This is a genomic window from Parcubacteria group bacterium, from assembly GCA_041657845.1.
In the GTDB taxonomy this organism is placed as follows: domain Bacteria; phylum Patescibacteriota; class Minisyncoccia; order Moranbacterales; family JAKLHP01; genus JAKLHP01.
This window is the reverse complement of the sequence record JBBABD010000018.1, coordinates 1-15,177: the sequence shown is the minus strand read 5'-3', so window position 1 is coordinate 15,177 and position 15,177 is coordinate 1. Positions and strand designations below refer to the sequence as shown.

At 37.4% G+C, this 15,177-nt stretch carries 17 protein-coding genes; 3 read left to right on the top strand and 14 right to left on the bottom strand.

The window, feature by feature from the left end; genetic code table 11:
• From WC906_03635 to pilM, 14 genes are all read right to left on the bottom strand, one after another.
• Nucleotides 1-515, bottom strand: a 515-nt coding sequence (locus WC906_03635; protein MFA5777504.1) for a hypothetical protein, incomplete at its 3' end; no start/stop codon positions are given.
• 38 nt (nt 516-553) lie between these two features.
• Nucleotides 554-1,144, bottom strand: coding sequence for a prepilin-type N-terminal cleavage/methylation domain-containing protein (locus tag WC906_03630; protein MFA5777503.1), 591 nt, complete (start codon nt 1,142-1,144; stop codon nt 554-556).
• 10 nt (nt 1,145-1,154) lie between these two features.
• The gene (locus WC906_03625) at nt 1,155-1,667 is read right to left on the bottom strand and encodes a prepilin-type N-terminal cleavage/methylation domain-containing protein (GenBank protein MFA5777502.1); all 513 of its coding nucleotides are present in this window, start codon (nt 1,665-1,667) and stop codon (nt 1,155-1,157) included.
• A gap of 18 nt (nt 1,668-1,685) precedes the next feature.
• On the bottom strand, nt 1,686-2,189 hold the full coding sequence (locus WC906_03620; protein ID MFA5777501.1) for a prepilin-type N-terminal cleavage/methylation domain-containing protein: 504 nt from the start codon (nt 2,187-2,189) through the stop codon (nt 1,686-1,688).
• On the bottom strand, nt 2,189-2,992 hold the full coding sequence (locus tag WC906_03615; GenBank protein MFA5777500.1) for a prepilin peptidase: 804 nt from the start codon (nt 2,990-2,992) through the stop codon (nt 2,189-2,191). Before WC906_03615 ends, WC906_03620 begins: the two co-directional genes overlap by 1 nt.
• Before the next feature lie 32 nt (nt 2,993-3,024).
• The gene (locus WC906_03610; protein ID MFA5777499.1) at nt 3,025-3,396 is read right to left on the bottom strand and encodes a type II secretion system protein; all 372 of its coding nucleotides are present in this window, start codon (nt 3,394-3,396) and stop codon (nt 3,025-3,027) included.
• Between the two features lie 125 nt (nt 3,397-3,521).
• Complete coding sequence (locus tag WC906_03605) at nt 3,522-3,887, bottom strand: type II secretion system protein (protein MFA5777498.1); 366 nt, start codon at nt 3,885-3,887, stop codon at nt 3,522-3,524.
• Nucleotides 3,888-3,984: 97 nt separating this feature from the next.
• Entirely contained in the window at nt 3,985-5,196 is a 1,212-nt protein-coding gene (locus WC906_03600; GenBank protein ID MFA5777497.1) for a type II secretion system F family protein, read from the bottom strand.
• Nucleotides 5,197-5,198: 2 nt separating this feature from the next.
• Complete coding sequence (locus WC906_03595; GenBank protein ID MFA5777496.1) at nt 5,199-6,275, bottom strand: PilT/PilU family type 4a pilus ATPase; 1,077 nt, start codon at nt 6,273-6,275, stop codon at nt 5,199-5,201.
• A 10-nt stretch (nt 6,276-6,285) separates the two neighbouring features.
• Nucleotides 6,286-6,660: a response regulator gene (locus WC906_03590; GenBank protein MFA5777495.1), complete on the bottom strand. Its 375-nt coding sequence runs from the start codon at nt 6,658-6,660 to the stop codon at nt 6,286-6,288.
• Between the two features lie 34 nt (nt 6,661-6,694).
• Entirely contained in the window at nt 6,695-8,362 is a 1,668-nt protein-coding gene (locus WC906_03585; protein ID MFA5777494.1) for a GspE/PulE family protein, read from the bottom strand.
• A 28-nt stretch (nt 8,363-8,390) separates the two neighbouring features.
• Nucleotides 8,391-9,131: a hypothetical protein gene (locus WC906_03580; GenBank protein ID MFA5777493.1), complete on the bottom strand. Its 741-nt coding sequence runs from the start codon at nt 9,129-9,131 to the stop codon at nt 8,391-8,393.
• A 77-nt stretch (nt 9,132-9,208) separates the two neighbouring features.
• Nucleotides 9,209-9,721, bottom strand: coding sequence for a hypothetical protein (locus WC906_03575; GenBank protein ID MFA5777492.1), 513 nt, complete (start codon nt 9,719-9,721; stop codon nt 9,209-9,211).
• Nucleotides 9,722-9,789: 68 nt separating this feature from the next.
• Nucleotides 9,790-11,001 carry a pilus assembly protein PilM gene (pilM, locus tag WC906_03570; protein ID MFA5777491.1) on the bottom strand — a complete coding sequence of 404 codons (1,212 nt, stop codon included), beginning with the start codon at nt 10,999-11,001 and terminating at the stop codon, nt 9,790-9,792.
• A 248-nt stretch (nt 11,002-11,249) separates the two neighbouring features.
• On the opposite strand from pilM, the gene WC906_03565 reads away from it, so the two are divergent.
• From WC906_03565 to WC906_03555, 3 genes are all read left to right on the top strand, one after another.
• Nucleotides 11,250-13,700 (top strand): ATP-dependent Clp protease ATP-binding subunit, encoded by a 2,451-nt coding sequence (locus WC906_03565; protein MFA5777490.1) that lies wholly within the window; start codon nt 11,250-11,252, stop codon nt 13,698-13,700.
• A 235-nt stretch (nt 13,701-13,935) separates the two neighbouring features.
• Complete coding sequence (locus WC906_03560) at nt 13,936-14,673, top strand: ComF family protein (protein ID MFA5777489.1); 738 nt, start codon at nt 13,936-13,938, stop codon at nt 14,671-14,673.
• 1 nt (nt 14,674) lies between these two features.
• Nucleotides 14,675-15,010: a hypothetical protein gene (locus WC906_03555; GenBank protein MFA5777488.1), complete on the top strand. Its 336-nt coding sequence runs from the start codon at nt 14,675-14,677 to the stop codon at nt 15,008-15,010.
• Nucleotides 15,011-15,177 lie beyond the last annotated feature (167 nt).

The window sequence follows — 15,177 nt, the reverse complement described above, 5'->3', positions numbered from 1 at the left end:
CGCAAATTTTCAGCAAACCAGCATTGGTTTCCGATTTTTATTGTTTCATATTCATTTTCATTATATTTACAAGTGTCTCCGCATGAAACACTCGTGCAACTGCTTCCAGCTACCGCCATATTCACCGCTCGGGCTGTCCCCGCATAAGAACCGACAGAGTTTATCCTGATAATTTCAGAAACATCATCTTCGCATCCTAATGAACCTTCTTCGCCAAAAAAAGTAACCTCATATTTTTTAACGCTTCCAGTTCCAATGTCGCCTGAAGCCACTTCGGAGACGCATCCCAAACTAGAAATCTTATCCAGAGAACCAGCATCTTTTATTTTTTTAAGTATTATTTCCGCTCCGCTGTCGGCCGTCTGAAAGGCTTGGGTGGATTTTCCTGTTTCACTAGACATTTTTTTGGAAATAATTGCCGTTGAAGCTATTCCCAAAGCCGCAACAACACCGATAAAAAGCACTACCAAAGAAAAAACAAGAGCAGATCCGCGATTTAATTTCTTTTTTTTCATAACTTTTGCGTTCAATTATTAAATTTCGGCAAAAAATTTTAAATCCCAGCTTCTTTATAAGTTCTAAGGGAAACGGATGTTTGGATTCTTGCCACATCTTTTTTTGCGCTCGAGCAACCGCTAGATGCACATATTTCGATTGATATCGTCACCTTGCCCAAAACTTCCGAACCAGCAGTATCATCTGAAGGGACAACATAAAAACTCAGACTATTGACATTCTTCGCAACTAAATTGGAATATTCCGAAAAAGTTACAGTGGAACACCAATCCCTCTTCTCGGAAAAGGTGCTTCCGCTTATACCGTCATTTGGATCATCCACTTCAGCCATTTGCAATTTCCCTTCATTAAATCGATATGAAACGCATTTTTTTTCTGAATAATTATAAAATATGATTCTGGAAACATTGCCAGGACTATTGGGATCAACAATACTGCTAGTTCTCAATGATTTTGCCATTAGATTCATTGAATACTGAGCGCTTTCCAAATCTTTTTGGATTGACTTGGCGCTACTATAGCCTCCAAAAAGACTGGAAAAAGAAATCGAAACCGCCATCATTACTAAGACAAAAATAAACATAGCTGTCATTACCTCCAGCAAAGAAAACCCTTTTTTGTTTCTCATTTTTTTCATTTTAATTTTTCCAGTCAGTTAAAATATTCTCGACATAAATACACTTTGCCGCCATATTGCAATCAACAGGAGGGTCTGAATTTCCATTCCACCAAGTTGTGCTTGTTACCAATTTTCCTCCCGATCCTCCGGGATCGCTAGTGATATTTATTCTCCTTAAAAATTTTGTCGCATCTCCTCCGGAATGCGTGTAATAACCGCTATTATAGTTTAATGCATAATTCAAACTTCCCCCGCAAGATAGGTTGCTATTATAGCTGATTATGCAATCATCATTAGCAAAGCCGTTGAAAACATCTTCTGGGTTGGTTAGAAAATTGTTGTCTCTGACATTCCTGATTAATTCAACTCCTTCCTGCGCCAATTCTGAAGCAATAATGCTATCGCGAGAATCGATTGAATTTTTGATATTTCCCGCCATCAAAGTTATAGCTGCCGTAATCCCGATAGACAAAACGAAGACGGAGATGAGGACTTCTATGAAAGAAAAGCCGTTTTTGTTTTTTATTTTCATTATTTTAATCGATTATTTTTATGACGGGCAAGGAAGATTTTTTACTTCCGAAACATCTCCGCCTTTATTCACGCAAATATAATACGTACTGCTATTTTTAGTTAATTGAATCGTCGTATCACTGGCAGGATTTAAGGTTCCGAATGGCACGGAAAAAGAAACTGTGTTTGCGCTTGCATTGGCAAATGTTATTCCGTTTTCTAGAGTATGACTAACGGAATAATTTCCACTGCAATCCATAGAATAGCCGGAAGAACCGTATGTAAAATTATATTGAGAACAGCTAGAACTGGCGCCTTTTCCAGCTAGGGCATTATTTTGCGCTTGTCGGATAGCAGCGACAACTTTCCTGGCTGCAACTTCCACTTCAGCATCTCTCTTTCTATCACCCATTGAAACGATAGTCACCGAAGTAATGATGCCTATAATAGCAATCGCTATAAGCAATTCAATGAGAGAAAATCCCTTTTTATTTTTTCCGCCATAGGCGGATCCGCATTTGGCGGAAAAAATTTTATTCATTAATAAAACATTGAGTAATAATAATCTATGCCTGGGAAAATTTTGGAAAGAAAAATTGCCAAAATCATAGCACTGACCAAAAACGGAGCAAATGGAATCTGGCTTTTCATCGTCTTTTTCTTCGCCAGCAATAGTATTATACTACAAATCGAACCGATAAGAAAAGCTGCTGCTAAAGTAAAAAATATTTTGGGATATCCGACAACGAATCCAGCCAAAAAAGCCAGGTAGGCATCGCCCATTCCCATCCATTTCTCTTTGGAAACGAGAACCAGGATAAAAAAGAAAAGAAAGGCAATAACTCCCCCGATCATTCCCGAAAAGATGGAAAGATTCCAAATTCCCAGCTCCGGAATAAAATTCAGCCAGTCGCTAAAAATGGCGTACAGAAGCGAAACGCCCAAAGCAATCCAGAAAATAATCATCGGGATTTCCATATATTTGAGATCATACATAAAAATGACGAGCAGCAAAGAAAAAAGCGCCAGGAAATAAGCGGTGATTATCCAGCTTTGAGGATCGCTCAAAAAAAAGAAATAATTTCCGAGAAGCGCAAAAACCGCGCCGGTAACAAATTCCATGAGTGGATATTGCCAAGATATTTTTTCATTACAATCCCGGCATTTCATCCTGAGGAGAATAAAACTAAAAAGCGGGATATTGTCATACCAGCGAATTTGCTTTTTGCAATGCGGACAATGAGAGCGTCCCAAAATAGACTCGGCCACATTCAAACGATAAACCACGACATTCAAAAAACTGCCGATAATAAGCCCAGAAATAAAAAAAAATAGAATAGTCATATTTTGTGTTCGTTTTTTGACAATAAATGATATTAACAATCGCCAGAAAATACAGCCCCCACTTGGCTGAGAGTCCCGACACAAGTTGTTGATCCAGTAACCGCTGTTGAAGTATATACGCCTCCAAGTATTTCACCTGTAGTAGCTGTACATGTCGGAACGGCGGTTATGGTTGCAACGCCATTGGGATCTGTCCAGGTTGGAATTACATGAGGAGAAGCTTCACAACCTGAAACCATTGCTATCTGCATACTCTTAACCTTAGATTTAAACTCATCCATTCTGGCTCTTTTTCTAGCAGACGATAAACTCACCAATACGATTGATGCCAAAATTCCGATGATGGCGATAACGATCAAAAGTTCGATCAGAGTAAAACCTCGCCTTTTTCTAATTTTAGCCATACTTATTAATAATAAACTTAAAAACTTTATTTGCTTGCCAATACACCTAGGTGACAAATTGGCAAGCATAGAAATTTTTAATGCAGTGCAAAACCATCCTTGACTGAATTCTTCTAAACTGGAATTTAACAACTACCTGCGAACGCAACTCCGTTAACGTTAAATGTTGCCGTGCAGGCACCACCCGTCGTAGCAGGTATTGAGTCCATGGTTCCGCCTATATCTCCAGTTGATGCATTACAAGTTGGGGCACCTGCAGCGTTAGATGTGCCGGCTGGACATGCGGTTGTTGTACCCGCATCACAACTTGCAACATTCGCTGCATTACAGCTAGCAGCTACAGACTTGAATTCCGCCATTCTGGCTCTTTGCCTAGCTGACGAAAGACTTACCAACACAATCGACGCCAAGATTCCGATGATGGCGATAACGATTAAAAGCTCGATCAGAGTAAAACCTTTCTTCTTTTTGTTTGTTTTTTTCTTTTTCATATTTCACCGCCTTTCTATTTTTATTTTTTATCCATTATCCAAAATCATTACTTTTATTATAGCATAAACTTCAGCATTTCCCATTAGGCAAAAAGAGTTATTGAATTTTATTTGCAATATCATAAATTGGCAGTAGCACCGCAAAAACCATAATCGCCACTCCGATTCCCAAAATAGAAATTAAAATCGGTTCAATCATCGTGGAGATATTCCTAGTCATCGCATCTACTTCTTGTTCATAGAAGGTAGCGGTTCTTCTCATTATTTCACTTAACTTTCCGGTTTCTTCCCCGATTTTGACCATTCTGGTGACAATCGGCGGTATTTCTTCGGATTTTGAAAAAACATCGCTAATATTTCCCCCTTTTTTTGCTTCATCGGCACATTTCAAGATTATATTCCGAAAAACACAATTCCCGACAACCGAGCTAACTTCCTGAAGAGCATTGACCATTGGAATTCCCCCGTCAATCAAAATCGCAAAGTTATCGGCAAATCTGGCAATATAAACAGCTTTGAAGAAACTTCCGAAAACAGGCAATTTTATTTTTATCTGGTCCCATTCTTTTTTTCCCTCCTCTGTTTTTATGTAATATATCAAACCGCCTATAATTCCCAATATGGCAATAAGCACTGCCCACCAATAAGCTTGCATAAAATCTCCAATCATCATTAACAATTTCGTATACCAAGGCATAGCCACATTCATTTCCTTAATTACTCCGGTAAGCTTTGGCAAAACAAAAGTTATTACAATGAAACCTATTATGGTTGCCGCTCCAATAACAAAAGCCGGATAGAAAAGCGCACTTTTAATTTTTGAGCTTAACTGATAGTTTTTTTCAATATTATCGGCAATATACGAGATTGATTTTTGAAGATTCCCAGATATTTCACCGGATCTTATCATACTAATAGTCAATCTATTAAAAACCAACGGGTGCTTGGATAAGCTCTCAGAAAGAGACATCCCGTCTTTTATATCATCTTCCATTTCTCTGATCACCACCCTGAGATATTGATTATCAGTTTGCTCTTCCAGCGCCTGAAGAGAAGGAACGATCGGAACTTTCGAATCAATGAGCGTTGAGAGTTGCCGAAAAAAAATAACCAGCTCCTTCGGTCTTGCTCCCTCCCAAATTCTTTTTAGATCTTTAATGAAAAAAGAGCTTCTTTCTTTTTCAACAACAGAAACAGGGATCAGCCCTTTTCTTTGGATAATCTGGACAGCTGCTTCTTGAGTAATTGCCTCCACCTCTCCTTCTTTGGTTTTTCCCAAAGAATCTTTGGCTTTAAAAATAAAATTCATATTTAATTATTTTTATTAATTAGCATCTGAAAATAATCTTTATTCTTTGCATAAATAGAAGCATCTTCCGCGGTTACAAGCCCTCTCTGCACCAAATCCATCAAAGATTTGTCCAGGGATATCATCCCTTCTTTAAGCGATGTTTCGATAACATTATCTATTTGATACGCTTTATTTTCACGGATTAAATTCTCAACGGCATGATTTTTAAACATAATTTCCACAGCAGGAACTCTTCCTCCTCCTATTTGAGGTATCAATCGCTGAGAAACGACCCCCAAAAGAACATTGGAAAGTTGCAATCTTATCTGGTTTTGCTGATGAGCCGGAAAAACATCAATAATTCTATCGATTGTCTGGGAGCTATCATTGGTATGAAGCGTTCCTAAAATCAAATGTCCGGTTTCAGCTGCCGTCATAGCCGTTCCAATGGTATCTAAATCTCTCATTTCTCCAATTAATACTATATTAGCGTCCTCTCTAAAAATAGCTCGGAGGGCGTTATTAAATGATTTGGTATCCTGGCCAACTTCTCTTTGGTTTACTATGCATCGATCCTGAACATAAACGTATTCGATTGGATCTTCAACTGTAATAATATTTTTCTCCTGATTATGATTAGCATAATCAAGCATCGCCGCAAGCGTAGTAGATTTTCCGTGGCCGACTGGACCAGTAATCAGAATCAAACCCTGAGAGCAATTCATAAGATCATAGAGAGCGATCGGCATATTCAATTCTTCTAAAGTCCTAATCCTGTCAGGGATAAGCCGCATTGCGATGCTGATATATCCCTTTTGAAAAAATATATTTGTCCTAAAACGAGCCTTATCTTCAAAGTTATAGGAAAAATCAACTTGCCCATCTGCTATTAAGTGTTTTTTATTCTCCTCGCTAAGCATTGCATCGCTAAGGGACTGCGTATCTTCCGGGGTTAGCACTGTTTCTTGGGACATCGGGTAGAGCTTTCCGTCAAGTCTTATTGTAGGATAACGAGCCGCAACTAAATGCAGATCAGATCCGTTTTGCTGAGCAACCATCCTAAGTAAACTTTTTAGTCTTTGTTCTCCGTGAACCATAAATTTGAATTTATTTTTTTAATACCATATTAACCTTGCTGATTACCTCTGACGGAGTAAAATGAGATTTAATCAAATAATCATCAGCTCCCATTCCCAGTGCTTCTTGAATTTTTTCTTTTTCCGACAAATTGGTAAGTAAAATAATCGGAATTTTTTTCCATTTTTCCTCCTTTTTAATTTTTTTAAGCGTTTCTATCCCGTCCATATACGGCATCACAATATCCAGAAGGATTAGATCGGGAATTTTTTCCTCCAATTTTTTTATTGCCTCCAAACCATTTTCCGCCACCATCATATCAAATCCCTCGCTGCTTATTTTTGTCTGATAAATGTCAGAGACAAAAGAATCATCCTCTACTAACAATATCGTCTTTTTTTCCATAAAAATATTTTAATTTTTAAAAATTAAATGCGGCTTATACATCTTCAATTTCTCCTCCTATACTCATACTCCCCTTGGTAACTCTATCTATTTCGGAATAAACTGTTACGCCTTTTAAAACTTTCAAAAGGCCGTCCTGCCTCATTGTTATCATTCCCTCTTTCTCAGCTTGCATCTTAACCGCCACTTCATTTCCACTTTTACCTGAAATCAATTCCTGCATTGAACTGCTTATTTCTATGACTTCATAAATTGCAATTCTTCCTTTCAATCCAAGATTCCCGCATTCCCCGCAACCTTTTCCGCTATAAAATTTAAGCTTCTCAGAAAGATCAACCCCATATTTTTTTAGTTCTTCTTTTGGAATTATGGATAGTTCTTGCTCAATTTTTTTATAAATCTTCTCAGGGACGTCAATTTCCTCTTTGCAATTTTCACAAATCTTTCTTACCAAACGCTGAGCGGCTACAACTTTAAGTGAAGATGCAAGCAGGAAAGGTTCTATACCCATATCAATAAGGCGGGGGATGGATCCAACAGCATCATTGGTGTGAAGAGTCGAAAAAACCAAGTGTCCGGTAAGCGCTGCATGAATAGCAAGTTCGGCCGTTTCATTGTCTCGTATTTCCCCTACCATTATAACATTGGGATCTTGGCGCAGAATAGAGCGGAGTCCGTTTGCAAAAGTATATCCTATTTCCGGTTTTATTTGGCTTTGGTTAACGCCGCCAATGTAATATTCTACAGGATCTTCAAGGGTAACGATATTTCTCTCTTCCTGATTCAAAATTTTTAAAAATCCATACAGCGTGGTAGATTTCCCGCTGCCAGTCGGACCGGTAATAAGCACTATTCCGAAAGGATCTCTTATTCTTTTATCAAAAATTTCGTGATTCCTCCCAATCAAGCCCAAGGACTCTAAGTCAAAAACTTGGTTTGTCCTGTCAAGAACACGCATTACTACTTTTTCACCCTCGACGACAGGAAAGGTTGAGACTCTAAAATCAGTAATCTTTTTCCCATCCTTTATTTGGAACCTTCCATCCTGCGGCTTTCTCTGCTCATCTATTTTTAAATTAGATAATATTTTTATTCTAGAAACAACTGCTCTTCCCACATCTTTCGAAATAAATAAGGAGGGATGCAACACCCCGTCAATCCTAAACCGAACTCGATACTTATCATCTATTGGCTCAATATGAATATCGCTAGCCCGCCCCTCTACTGCATGATTCACAATAACTTCGACGAGTTTCGTAACCGGAGCGTCTTGAATTATTTCCTGAATTTTTTCTTCCTTGCTTTTTTTTGATTTTTTAATTTCTTTTTCTTCTTCTTTGAGGGACATTGCGGCTTCTGCTGCTATTTTCTCAGGATTGCTATACAATCTCAGCATATCCTTTATTTTTTCCGGATTGGTGAGATAAATTTCAATTCGAAACCCTTCTTTGCCGGTTAAAAAACGAAGAACATTTAGAGCCTCTATGTCATGAACGTCAACCATCGCTACTCTTATTAAATCATCTTCCTTGTCAAAAGCAATCATTTGATGCTTCAAGACTAAATTTTCCGGGATTATAAAAACAACGTCCTTATCAATATCGTCTGGAAATTTATATACATAAGGAACCCCCAATTGCTGAGCCCTTTTGGCTAGTTCAATTTCTATCGAATCTTTCGTTTTATTTTTCCCGTCATTCATAAATAAAATAACTGAACTTTAAAATTAATTACTGGAGGAAGGGATTGCTCTTTCCTTTTTGCCCTTCATTTAAAACTGGAACGTTCTTTGTCATTAAATCATGCAGTTTTATTTCTTTGCTAAAGTCAAAGTTATTCTTGGAAAAAATGTTCGAGTAATCGCCGCTTTCTGCATTAACTGATTCCATATGCCCAAACCCCATTGCTATACTTACGCTAAGGACATCGCTATCGGACTGATTCCCCTCTTCGGAAGAAATCTCTTTTTTTGAAATAGCAAGCGAATTTGTTTTATTCAAAATTCCAGCGCTATAAATTTGCTTTAGAAACATTTTTATATTATCATATTTTCCCAAAAGATTAGCTTTCACAGTTACAAATCTGACATTTGGATCATCGATTTGATTGTCCGAAGCATTATTGGGAATTTGAGCCAAAACATTACCCTTCCCTTCTTCCAGCGTTAGTTTGATCAGGCTTATTCCGGAATCATCCGCTATATAATTTATCGCGTCTGTTGTCCTTTCATCGCTTCTCACGGAAGGAAGATAGCTTAAAATATAATCCTCTTTTTCTTTATTGTTATCCAAAATCGTCTTGAGAATATCTACATTATTTTTTTTATCCCTAGTGCGATTAAGATCGTCAACGGCTTTGCTTACTTCATTCCTTTTAATATTGATTTCTTGAATGGTCGGCCAAATATACCAAATTGAAACAACAACCACAACCAAGAACGCTATCGGAGTAAAAATTATTTTTAAGCGCATAAGATTATTTCGGATTTAATTTGCCAAATCTATTGGAAAACTAAAACCAATCAAAAGAATTAGATACTATGTTTAAATTATTCCTCGAAATTAACTATGATCTCGCCGTCTTCACTGCGAGAAGTGTTATTAATTTTTAAATTTTTAAAATTATTTGAATTTTTAAAGCTAAGCACTTGCCTTGCTACCGTCTGAAAATTATCAGTTGTTAATTCTATCTTGACCGCATTGGGAGAATATGTGAAAGAATTGACTTTTGCACCGCTAACCATAATGCCCTCAAGCTCTTCTAAATATTTGCTATAATCATCCCTGGAAGAAGACTCATCTGCTGCTCTTTCCATCCTTTTTTCAAAATCGACTATCCTGTCAGCATTCTTCCCGCTTAAAGTAGCCATCTCTAATTCATTCTCTTGCACTAAGCTTGCCTTTTGATTACTTAGGTTGGAAGAATACCACTTAAGCAGGACAAGAACAATAAAAACGCCAATCAAAAGAACTACGGGAACAATAAGGGCCTTTCCTCCTCCGAATCTCTGTTTAATATTATTTCCCCCCTGGGCCGACTCAAAAAGATTTATATTGTTCATCTTTTTAAAAATATCCGGGAAAATAAATCAGAGATGTATTTTTCCGGTAATTTTAATAAAAAATTTATTTATTGCTTATTATTATTCTCTTCTACCCCTCTGAATGCCAACCCCAACGCGACTGAAAAAGAATTTCCCATTTTTTCTACGAAGGGATTAATTTTTTCATCATAATCTATTTTTCGCCAAGGATTTCCTACAATAGTTTGAATTCCTGTTTTTTGATTGAAATAACCGCCTATTCCCTGGAGCTTGGACGAGCCTCCGGAAAGAATAACTCCATCAACTCTCCCCAGTTCTCCTTTTTTCGATTTATAAGCATTGATTATTCTGATAGATTCATTAATGATCATATCTAAAACCGGTATAACCAATGACATTTCCCTGCTACTCAGAAGATCCTTGTTTTCTTTTTTTAGTTCTTCGGCTCTTTGCTTTGAAATATTAAGGCTATCTGCAATCACATTGGTAATTTCATTCCCCCCGCCTTCAATATTACGATTTACTTTTATCGTTCCGCCTTCAACTAAAATAATATTGGTCATTCTGGCTCCAATATCAACAATCAAAAAACATCCGGGGTCTTTCCCTACCATTGCCCTTGCCAAAGAAAAAAGTTCCAGTTCAACGTTTTTCACCTTAAGCCCAGATTCCTTTACGATATTCCCGCATCTAATAACCTCCCCTCTGGGAGCTGCGACTAACAAAATTTCATTATTTTCTCTTTTGTCTGGAATATTCCCCTTATTAACACCCTTCCCCGAAAGCTTTTCGAGCTCCACATTCCAAATATTGTTCTTTTTCTCTGTTTGACCTTGATTTTCCTCCTTATTTTCTTTTTTAGGATCATTTCCATTCGTTTTCTTTCCAATAATTTCCCAATCAAGAGCAACTTCGTCAAGAGAGATGGGAATATATTTCCTAGCTTCAAACCTGATAGCGTTTTCCAGATCTTCTTCTTTCATGTCAGGAAAGTCAATTACGGTGATAAGACCGCTAGAACCAGGCAATGAAATATAAGCCGAGTCAGACTTAAGCTTCATCGATTTGATTAATCTTTCAAGATATTTTTGAAGTTTTTTGTTGTAAGAAATTTGGGACTCAGAAACTGCGGTTTCGCCTCTTACGGAAGCAGGATTTAACAATCCAAGATCCACCCATCCATAATTTTCCAGATGCATTTTTTGGCTTTTGTAGGAAATTTCCACTATTTTTATCGCCGAGGTTCCAAAATCTATTCCTACAGCATAATTTTTTGAGCCACCGAATAATTTAAACATTTGTGTTTATATTTTTATATTACAATCCTATCTCAAAATAAAACTTTTAGTTTTTTTGGCTAAAAACTTTAATTCTTAAATAAATAATAGCATATTTTTAAAATCAAGGCAAAAGTTATACACATAAAGATTTCTGCTAGCCAGCTAGCCGCTATCAACTAGCAAATGCACCATCAAGACTCGATCATTGACCTCTCGCCTTTATTGAAATAGAATATTATCATAAATCTTTTGTATTAATTTGAGCTATGCTTGAAGCAAAAATATCCCAAAAATTAACTCTGCACGCCAAGAAATGCCTCAAAGAAGCTCAAAGTTTAACTTGCCAAGAAATAAAACCAAAGCATCTGCTCTATGCTATATGCTTGGAAGATGGCTGTCTGGGCAATATGATTCTAAAAAATATGGGGATAAACAAAAATTGCTTGGACACTATACTATTCGCATCAAAAAAAAATCCCGCCTTAAAACCCAAATTTTCCAATGAGCTTGTAGCTATTATAACCAAAGCATACTATTTGGCTAATAATTTTCGCTATCCATACGTCGGAACCGAACATCTGGTTTATGCTCTTTTGGAATCAAATGATAAAGAAATTGAAAAAATCCTCGAAAGATCAACTCCCAAATTGGAAAAAAATATGGGGAATATTCTTGGATCTTCAATAAACAGCGACTCTCTGGCGCATCTTTCTAAAATTTTTGATCTCCCTGAAATAACTCTTTCTAAAAATAAGAGCGGAGAGACTGGCGCTACTCCTTATCTCAATCAATTCTGTTCCGATTTAAACAATGATACTGCCAGGAGAGGAGAAATAATAATAGGCCGAGAGAAAGAAATTGAAAGGATTATAAATATCCTGGGAAGAAAAAACAAAAATAATCCCGTTCTGATTGGAGATCCCGGGGTGGGGAAAACCGCTTTGATTTCAAAACTGGCTCAAAGAATAAATTCCGGAGATGTTCCAAGCAAGTTAATAAATAAAAAAATCCTGTCGCTTGATATGGCGTTAATTGTCGCCGGAACCAGTTTTAGGGGCGAATTTGAAGCCAGGATTAAAGAAATAATCCACGAAGCAACTGGAAATAGAAACGTAATTCTTTTTATTGATGAAATTCATACGGTTATCGGAGCCGGAAATTTAAGCGGAGGCCTTGATGCGGCTAATATTTTGAAGCCCGCCTTATCCAGAGGAGACATCCAATGCATCGGCGCTACCACTATTTCGGAATACAAAAAACATTTCGAGAAGGATCCGGCATTGGAAAGAAGATTTGAGCCGCTTAAAATCGATGAGCCATCCGCAGAAGAAACAAAGAAAATTCTGGAAGGAATCAGAAAAAGCTACGAAAAATTCCACAATGTCTCAATATCTGATGACGCCCTGGGACAAGCCGTGACTTTAAGCATTCGATATATTAATAACCGATTTCTTCCGGATAAAGCTATCGACCTTATCGATGAAACATCCTCGGCCGCAAGAAACAAAGAGAAAGCTCCTGATTTTTCAAAAAAAATAAAGGCATTGGAAAATGAGAGAGAAAAAATAATCACTCAAAAGAATGCTTTCGTAAATCAAGAGAAATACGATGAGGCATTAGGACTCCGCCAAAAAGAGAAAGAATTATCCAAAAAAATAGATGCTTTAAAAAAGAGCTGGAAAGAAGCAGAAAAAGAAAAAACAGCCTTCATTGCCGGCGCCGATATCTCCGAAACAGTTTCACAAATTACCGGAGTTCCCCTGGAAAAATTAACTGTCGGAAAATCAAAACCAAATTTAAGAAACTTGGAAAAAAATCTCGAATCTAAAATAATCGGGCAAAAAGAAGCCATCCAAAAAATATCCAGCAATTTAATCCGTTCCTCTTCGGGTATTTCCAATCCCGATAGACCGCTGGGTTCTTTTCTTTTTCTCGGACCAACGGGAGTCGGAAAAACTTTAACGGCAAAAATTCTGGCTCAGGATTTCTTCGGCAGCATCCAGAATCTCATTCGCATCGATATGAGCGAGTTCATGGAACGCCACAATGTTTCAAGGCTCATTGGAGCTCCGGCAGGATATGTCGGATATGAAGAAGGAGGGAGATTAACGGAAAAAATACGCCATCAGCCGTATAGTATCGTGCTTTTCGATGAAATTGAAAAAGCTCATCCTGATGTTTTCAATATTCTCCTCCAAATTCTGGAAGACGGGACTCTGACTGATGCTGAAGGAAAGGAAATAAACTTTAAAAATACCATAATAATTCTCACTTCTAACCTGGGAACTTCGCAGTTCACTTCTTCCGCTCGAATAGGATTCAGTTCGAAGAGAAAGTCCAACCTTAAATTTGATGAAATAAGAAACAGGGTTATCGAGGAGCTTAAAAAACAAATGAAACCGGAAATTGTTAATCGTTTGGACAATATTATCGTGTTTAACCCTCTCGGCGAAAAACAGCTTTCTGAAATTTCAAAACTGGAGCTTCAAAAATTCAAAAAACGCCTCGAACTTCAAGGAATAGTCTTCTCTTATTCGAAAAATGTAGTCGATTTTGTCGCCCAAAAAAGCTTGGCTCTCGATCAGGGCGCTCGCCTCGTCCGCCGAAATATCCAGGAATTTGTGGAAGATAAGGTGGCCAGAGAGATTGTGGAAGGAAGAGTGCGGAACAGTAAGATCGGACTGGATGTTATAAACGGGAAAATAGTAACAAATTAATTTCAAAATCCAAATTTCTCCCGCTAAGCGGAATCAAATCAATGTCAAAGTTCAAAAACATTGTCATTCCTGGCTTGACCAGGAATCTACGCTTTTGAATTACGCTAGTCTAATATTTATGCGTTAAACTTGCGATTATCGTTTGCATAGATTCCTGCTTTCGCAGGAATGACATAAAATTTTTGATATTTGTCATTTGAGTTTGATTGGAAATTTGACATTTGTCATTGGAAATTTGAAAACAGTAATATTGTCAGAAATCAAAAAAACAATCCTAGATACTCTTTTCCCCATCTCCTGCATTTCCTGTTATAAACCCGGTAATTGGCTTTGCAAAAGTTGCTTAAATAAAATACCGCTCAAAAATATTCAGGTTTGCCCGTACTGCGAGAAAATGATCACTCCCAACGGATTCACTTGTTTCGGATGCAAGAAAAAATATTCTTTGGACGGGCTTTTGGTCGCCGTGTCGTATCAAGACAAAACGGTTTCAAAAGCCATCCATCTTTACAAATATCGTTTTGTTGAAGAACTATTTTCCGTGCTTGGAAATATAATGCTAAAGTCAATTCAAAATTCAGAATTGCCTCTTCCTGATATGATTATCCCCGTTCCGCTTCACAAGAGAAGGCTTCGGCAGCGAGGCTTCAACCAATCGAAGCTTTTGGCCGGATATATCGCTGAAAAAATTACTCCCGGATTCCCTATCAATCTGGAAAATAATTTACTTGAAAGATTCAGATACACTCATCCGCAAATGGAAATAAAAAATCATTTTGCTCGAAAGAAAAATATTGAAAACGCTTTCAAAATTCCCAAAGATAAGCTAAAATTAGTAAAAAATAAAAGAATCCTTTTGGTCGATGACGTTACGACAACCGGAGCCACTATTTTCGAGTGTGCCAAAACACTCAAAAAATCCGGGGCAAAAGAGGTTTTCGCAGTTGTCATCGCTAGGCAAGGATACAAATAATATGAACATGGAAAAAATATTCGATCCAGAAGAAGATGCCAGAAAAATGGAAGAAGCCGCTTCATTCGCTGATACAAAATCAGACGAGATATTTCAGACAGAGGAAGGACAAAAACTTATAAGTACAAAAGAAATATTATCCGGAGAAATAGAAAAAATATTAAAGAGAATGGGAATAACCAATCAGGATCAAGGAAGGCTCATTACTTTAAAATTAATGTCTAAAGTCCACGCCAAAAGAGCTGAAAAAAATAGAATAAAAACCGGTAATAATAGAAAGGCTGAATATGAAAAATCCGGAAGATGGATGGAAAAAAGCAGCCCAAACGAAGATTAAAAGCTTTTAAAAATAAGTGATTATTGCGTAATTTATTTAAGGCGGTGTTTTTTGATTGATGTTCGAACTTTTTTTGAGCAAAACCCCCAATAAGGAAGCCAGCCCCGCCACTGCTCGACAAGCTCGCCACACCACAGAAAAATACTCTTTGCTCTTTTCATTTTGCG

What these genes read in the sequence shown, in the direction of transcription:
- WC906_03610 (MFA5777499.1), bottom strand. Translation starts at nt 3,396, where the DNA reads ATGGCTAAAATTAGAAAAAGGCGAGGTTTTACTCTGATCGAACTTTTG.
- WC906_03630 (MFA5777503.1), bottom strand. Translation starts at nt 1,144, where the DNA reads ATGAGAAACAAAAAAGGGTTTTCTTTGCTGGAGGTAATGACAGCTATG.
- WC906_03575 (MFA5777492.1), bottom strand. Translation starts at nt 9,721, where the DNA reads ATGAACAATATAAATCTTTTTGAGTCGGCCCAGGGGGGAAATAATATT.
- WC906_03590 (MFA5777495.1), bottom strand. Translation starts at nt 6,660, where the DNA reads ATGGAAAAAAAGACGATATTGTTAGTAGAGGATGATTCTTTTGTCTCT.
- WC906_03625 (MFA5777502.1), bottom strand. Translation starts at nt 1,667, where the DNA reads ATGAAAATAAAAAACAAAAACGGCTTTTCTTTCATAGAAGTCCTCATC.
- WC906_03565 (MFA5777490.1), top strand. Translation starts at nt 11,250, where the DNA reads ATGCTTGAAGCAAAAATATCCCAAAAATTAACTCTGCACGCCAAGAAA.
- WC906_03555 (MFA5777488.1), top strand. Translation starts at nt 14,675, where the DNA reads ATGAACATGGAAAAAATATTCGATCCAGAAGAAGATGCCAGAAAAATG.
- pilM (MFA5777491.1), bottom strand. Translation starts at nt 11,001, where the DNA reads ATGTTTAAATTATTCGGTGGCTCAAAAAATTATGCTGTAGGAATAGAT.
- WC906_03615 (MFA5777500.1), bottom strand. Translation starts at nt 2,992, where the DNA reads ATGACTATTCTATTTTTTTTTATTTCTGGGCTTATTATCGGCAGTTTT.
- WC906_03620 (MFA5777501.1), bottom strand. Translation starts at nt 2,189, where the DNA reads ATGAATAAAATTTTTTCCGCCAAATGCGGATCCGCCTATGGCGGAAAA.
- WC906_03580 (MFA5777493.1), bottom strand. Translation starts at nt 9,131, where the DNA reads ATGCGCTTAAAAATAATTTTTACTCCGATAGCGTTCTTGGTTGTGGTT.
- WC906_03585 (MFA5777494.1), bottom strand. Translation starts at nt 8,362, where the DNA reads ATGAATGACGGGAAAAATAAAACGAAAGATTCGATAGAAATTGAACTA.
- WC906_03595 (MFA5777496.1), bottom strand. Translation starts at nt 6,275, where the DNA reads ATGGTTCACGGAGAACAAAGACTAAAAAGTTTACTTAGGATGGTTGCT.
- WC906_03605 (MFA5777498.1), bottom strand. Translation starts at nt 3,887, where the DNA reads ATGAAAAAGAAAAAAACAAACAAAAAGAAGAAAGGTTTTACTCTGATC.
- WC906_03600 (MFA5777497.1), bottom strand. Translation starts at nt 5,196, where the DNA reads ATGAATTTTATTTTTAAAGCCAAAGATTCTTTGGGAAAAACCAAAGAA.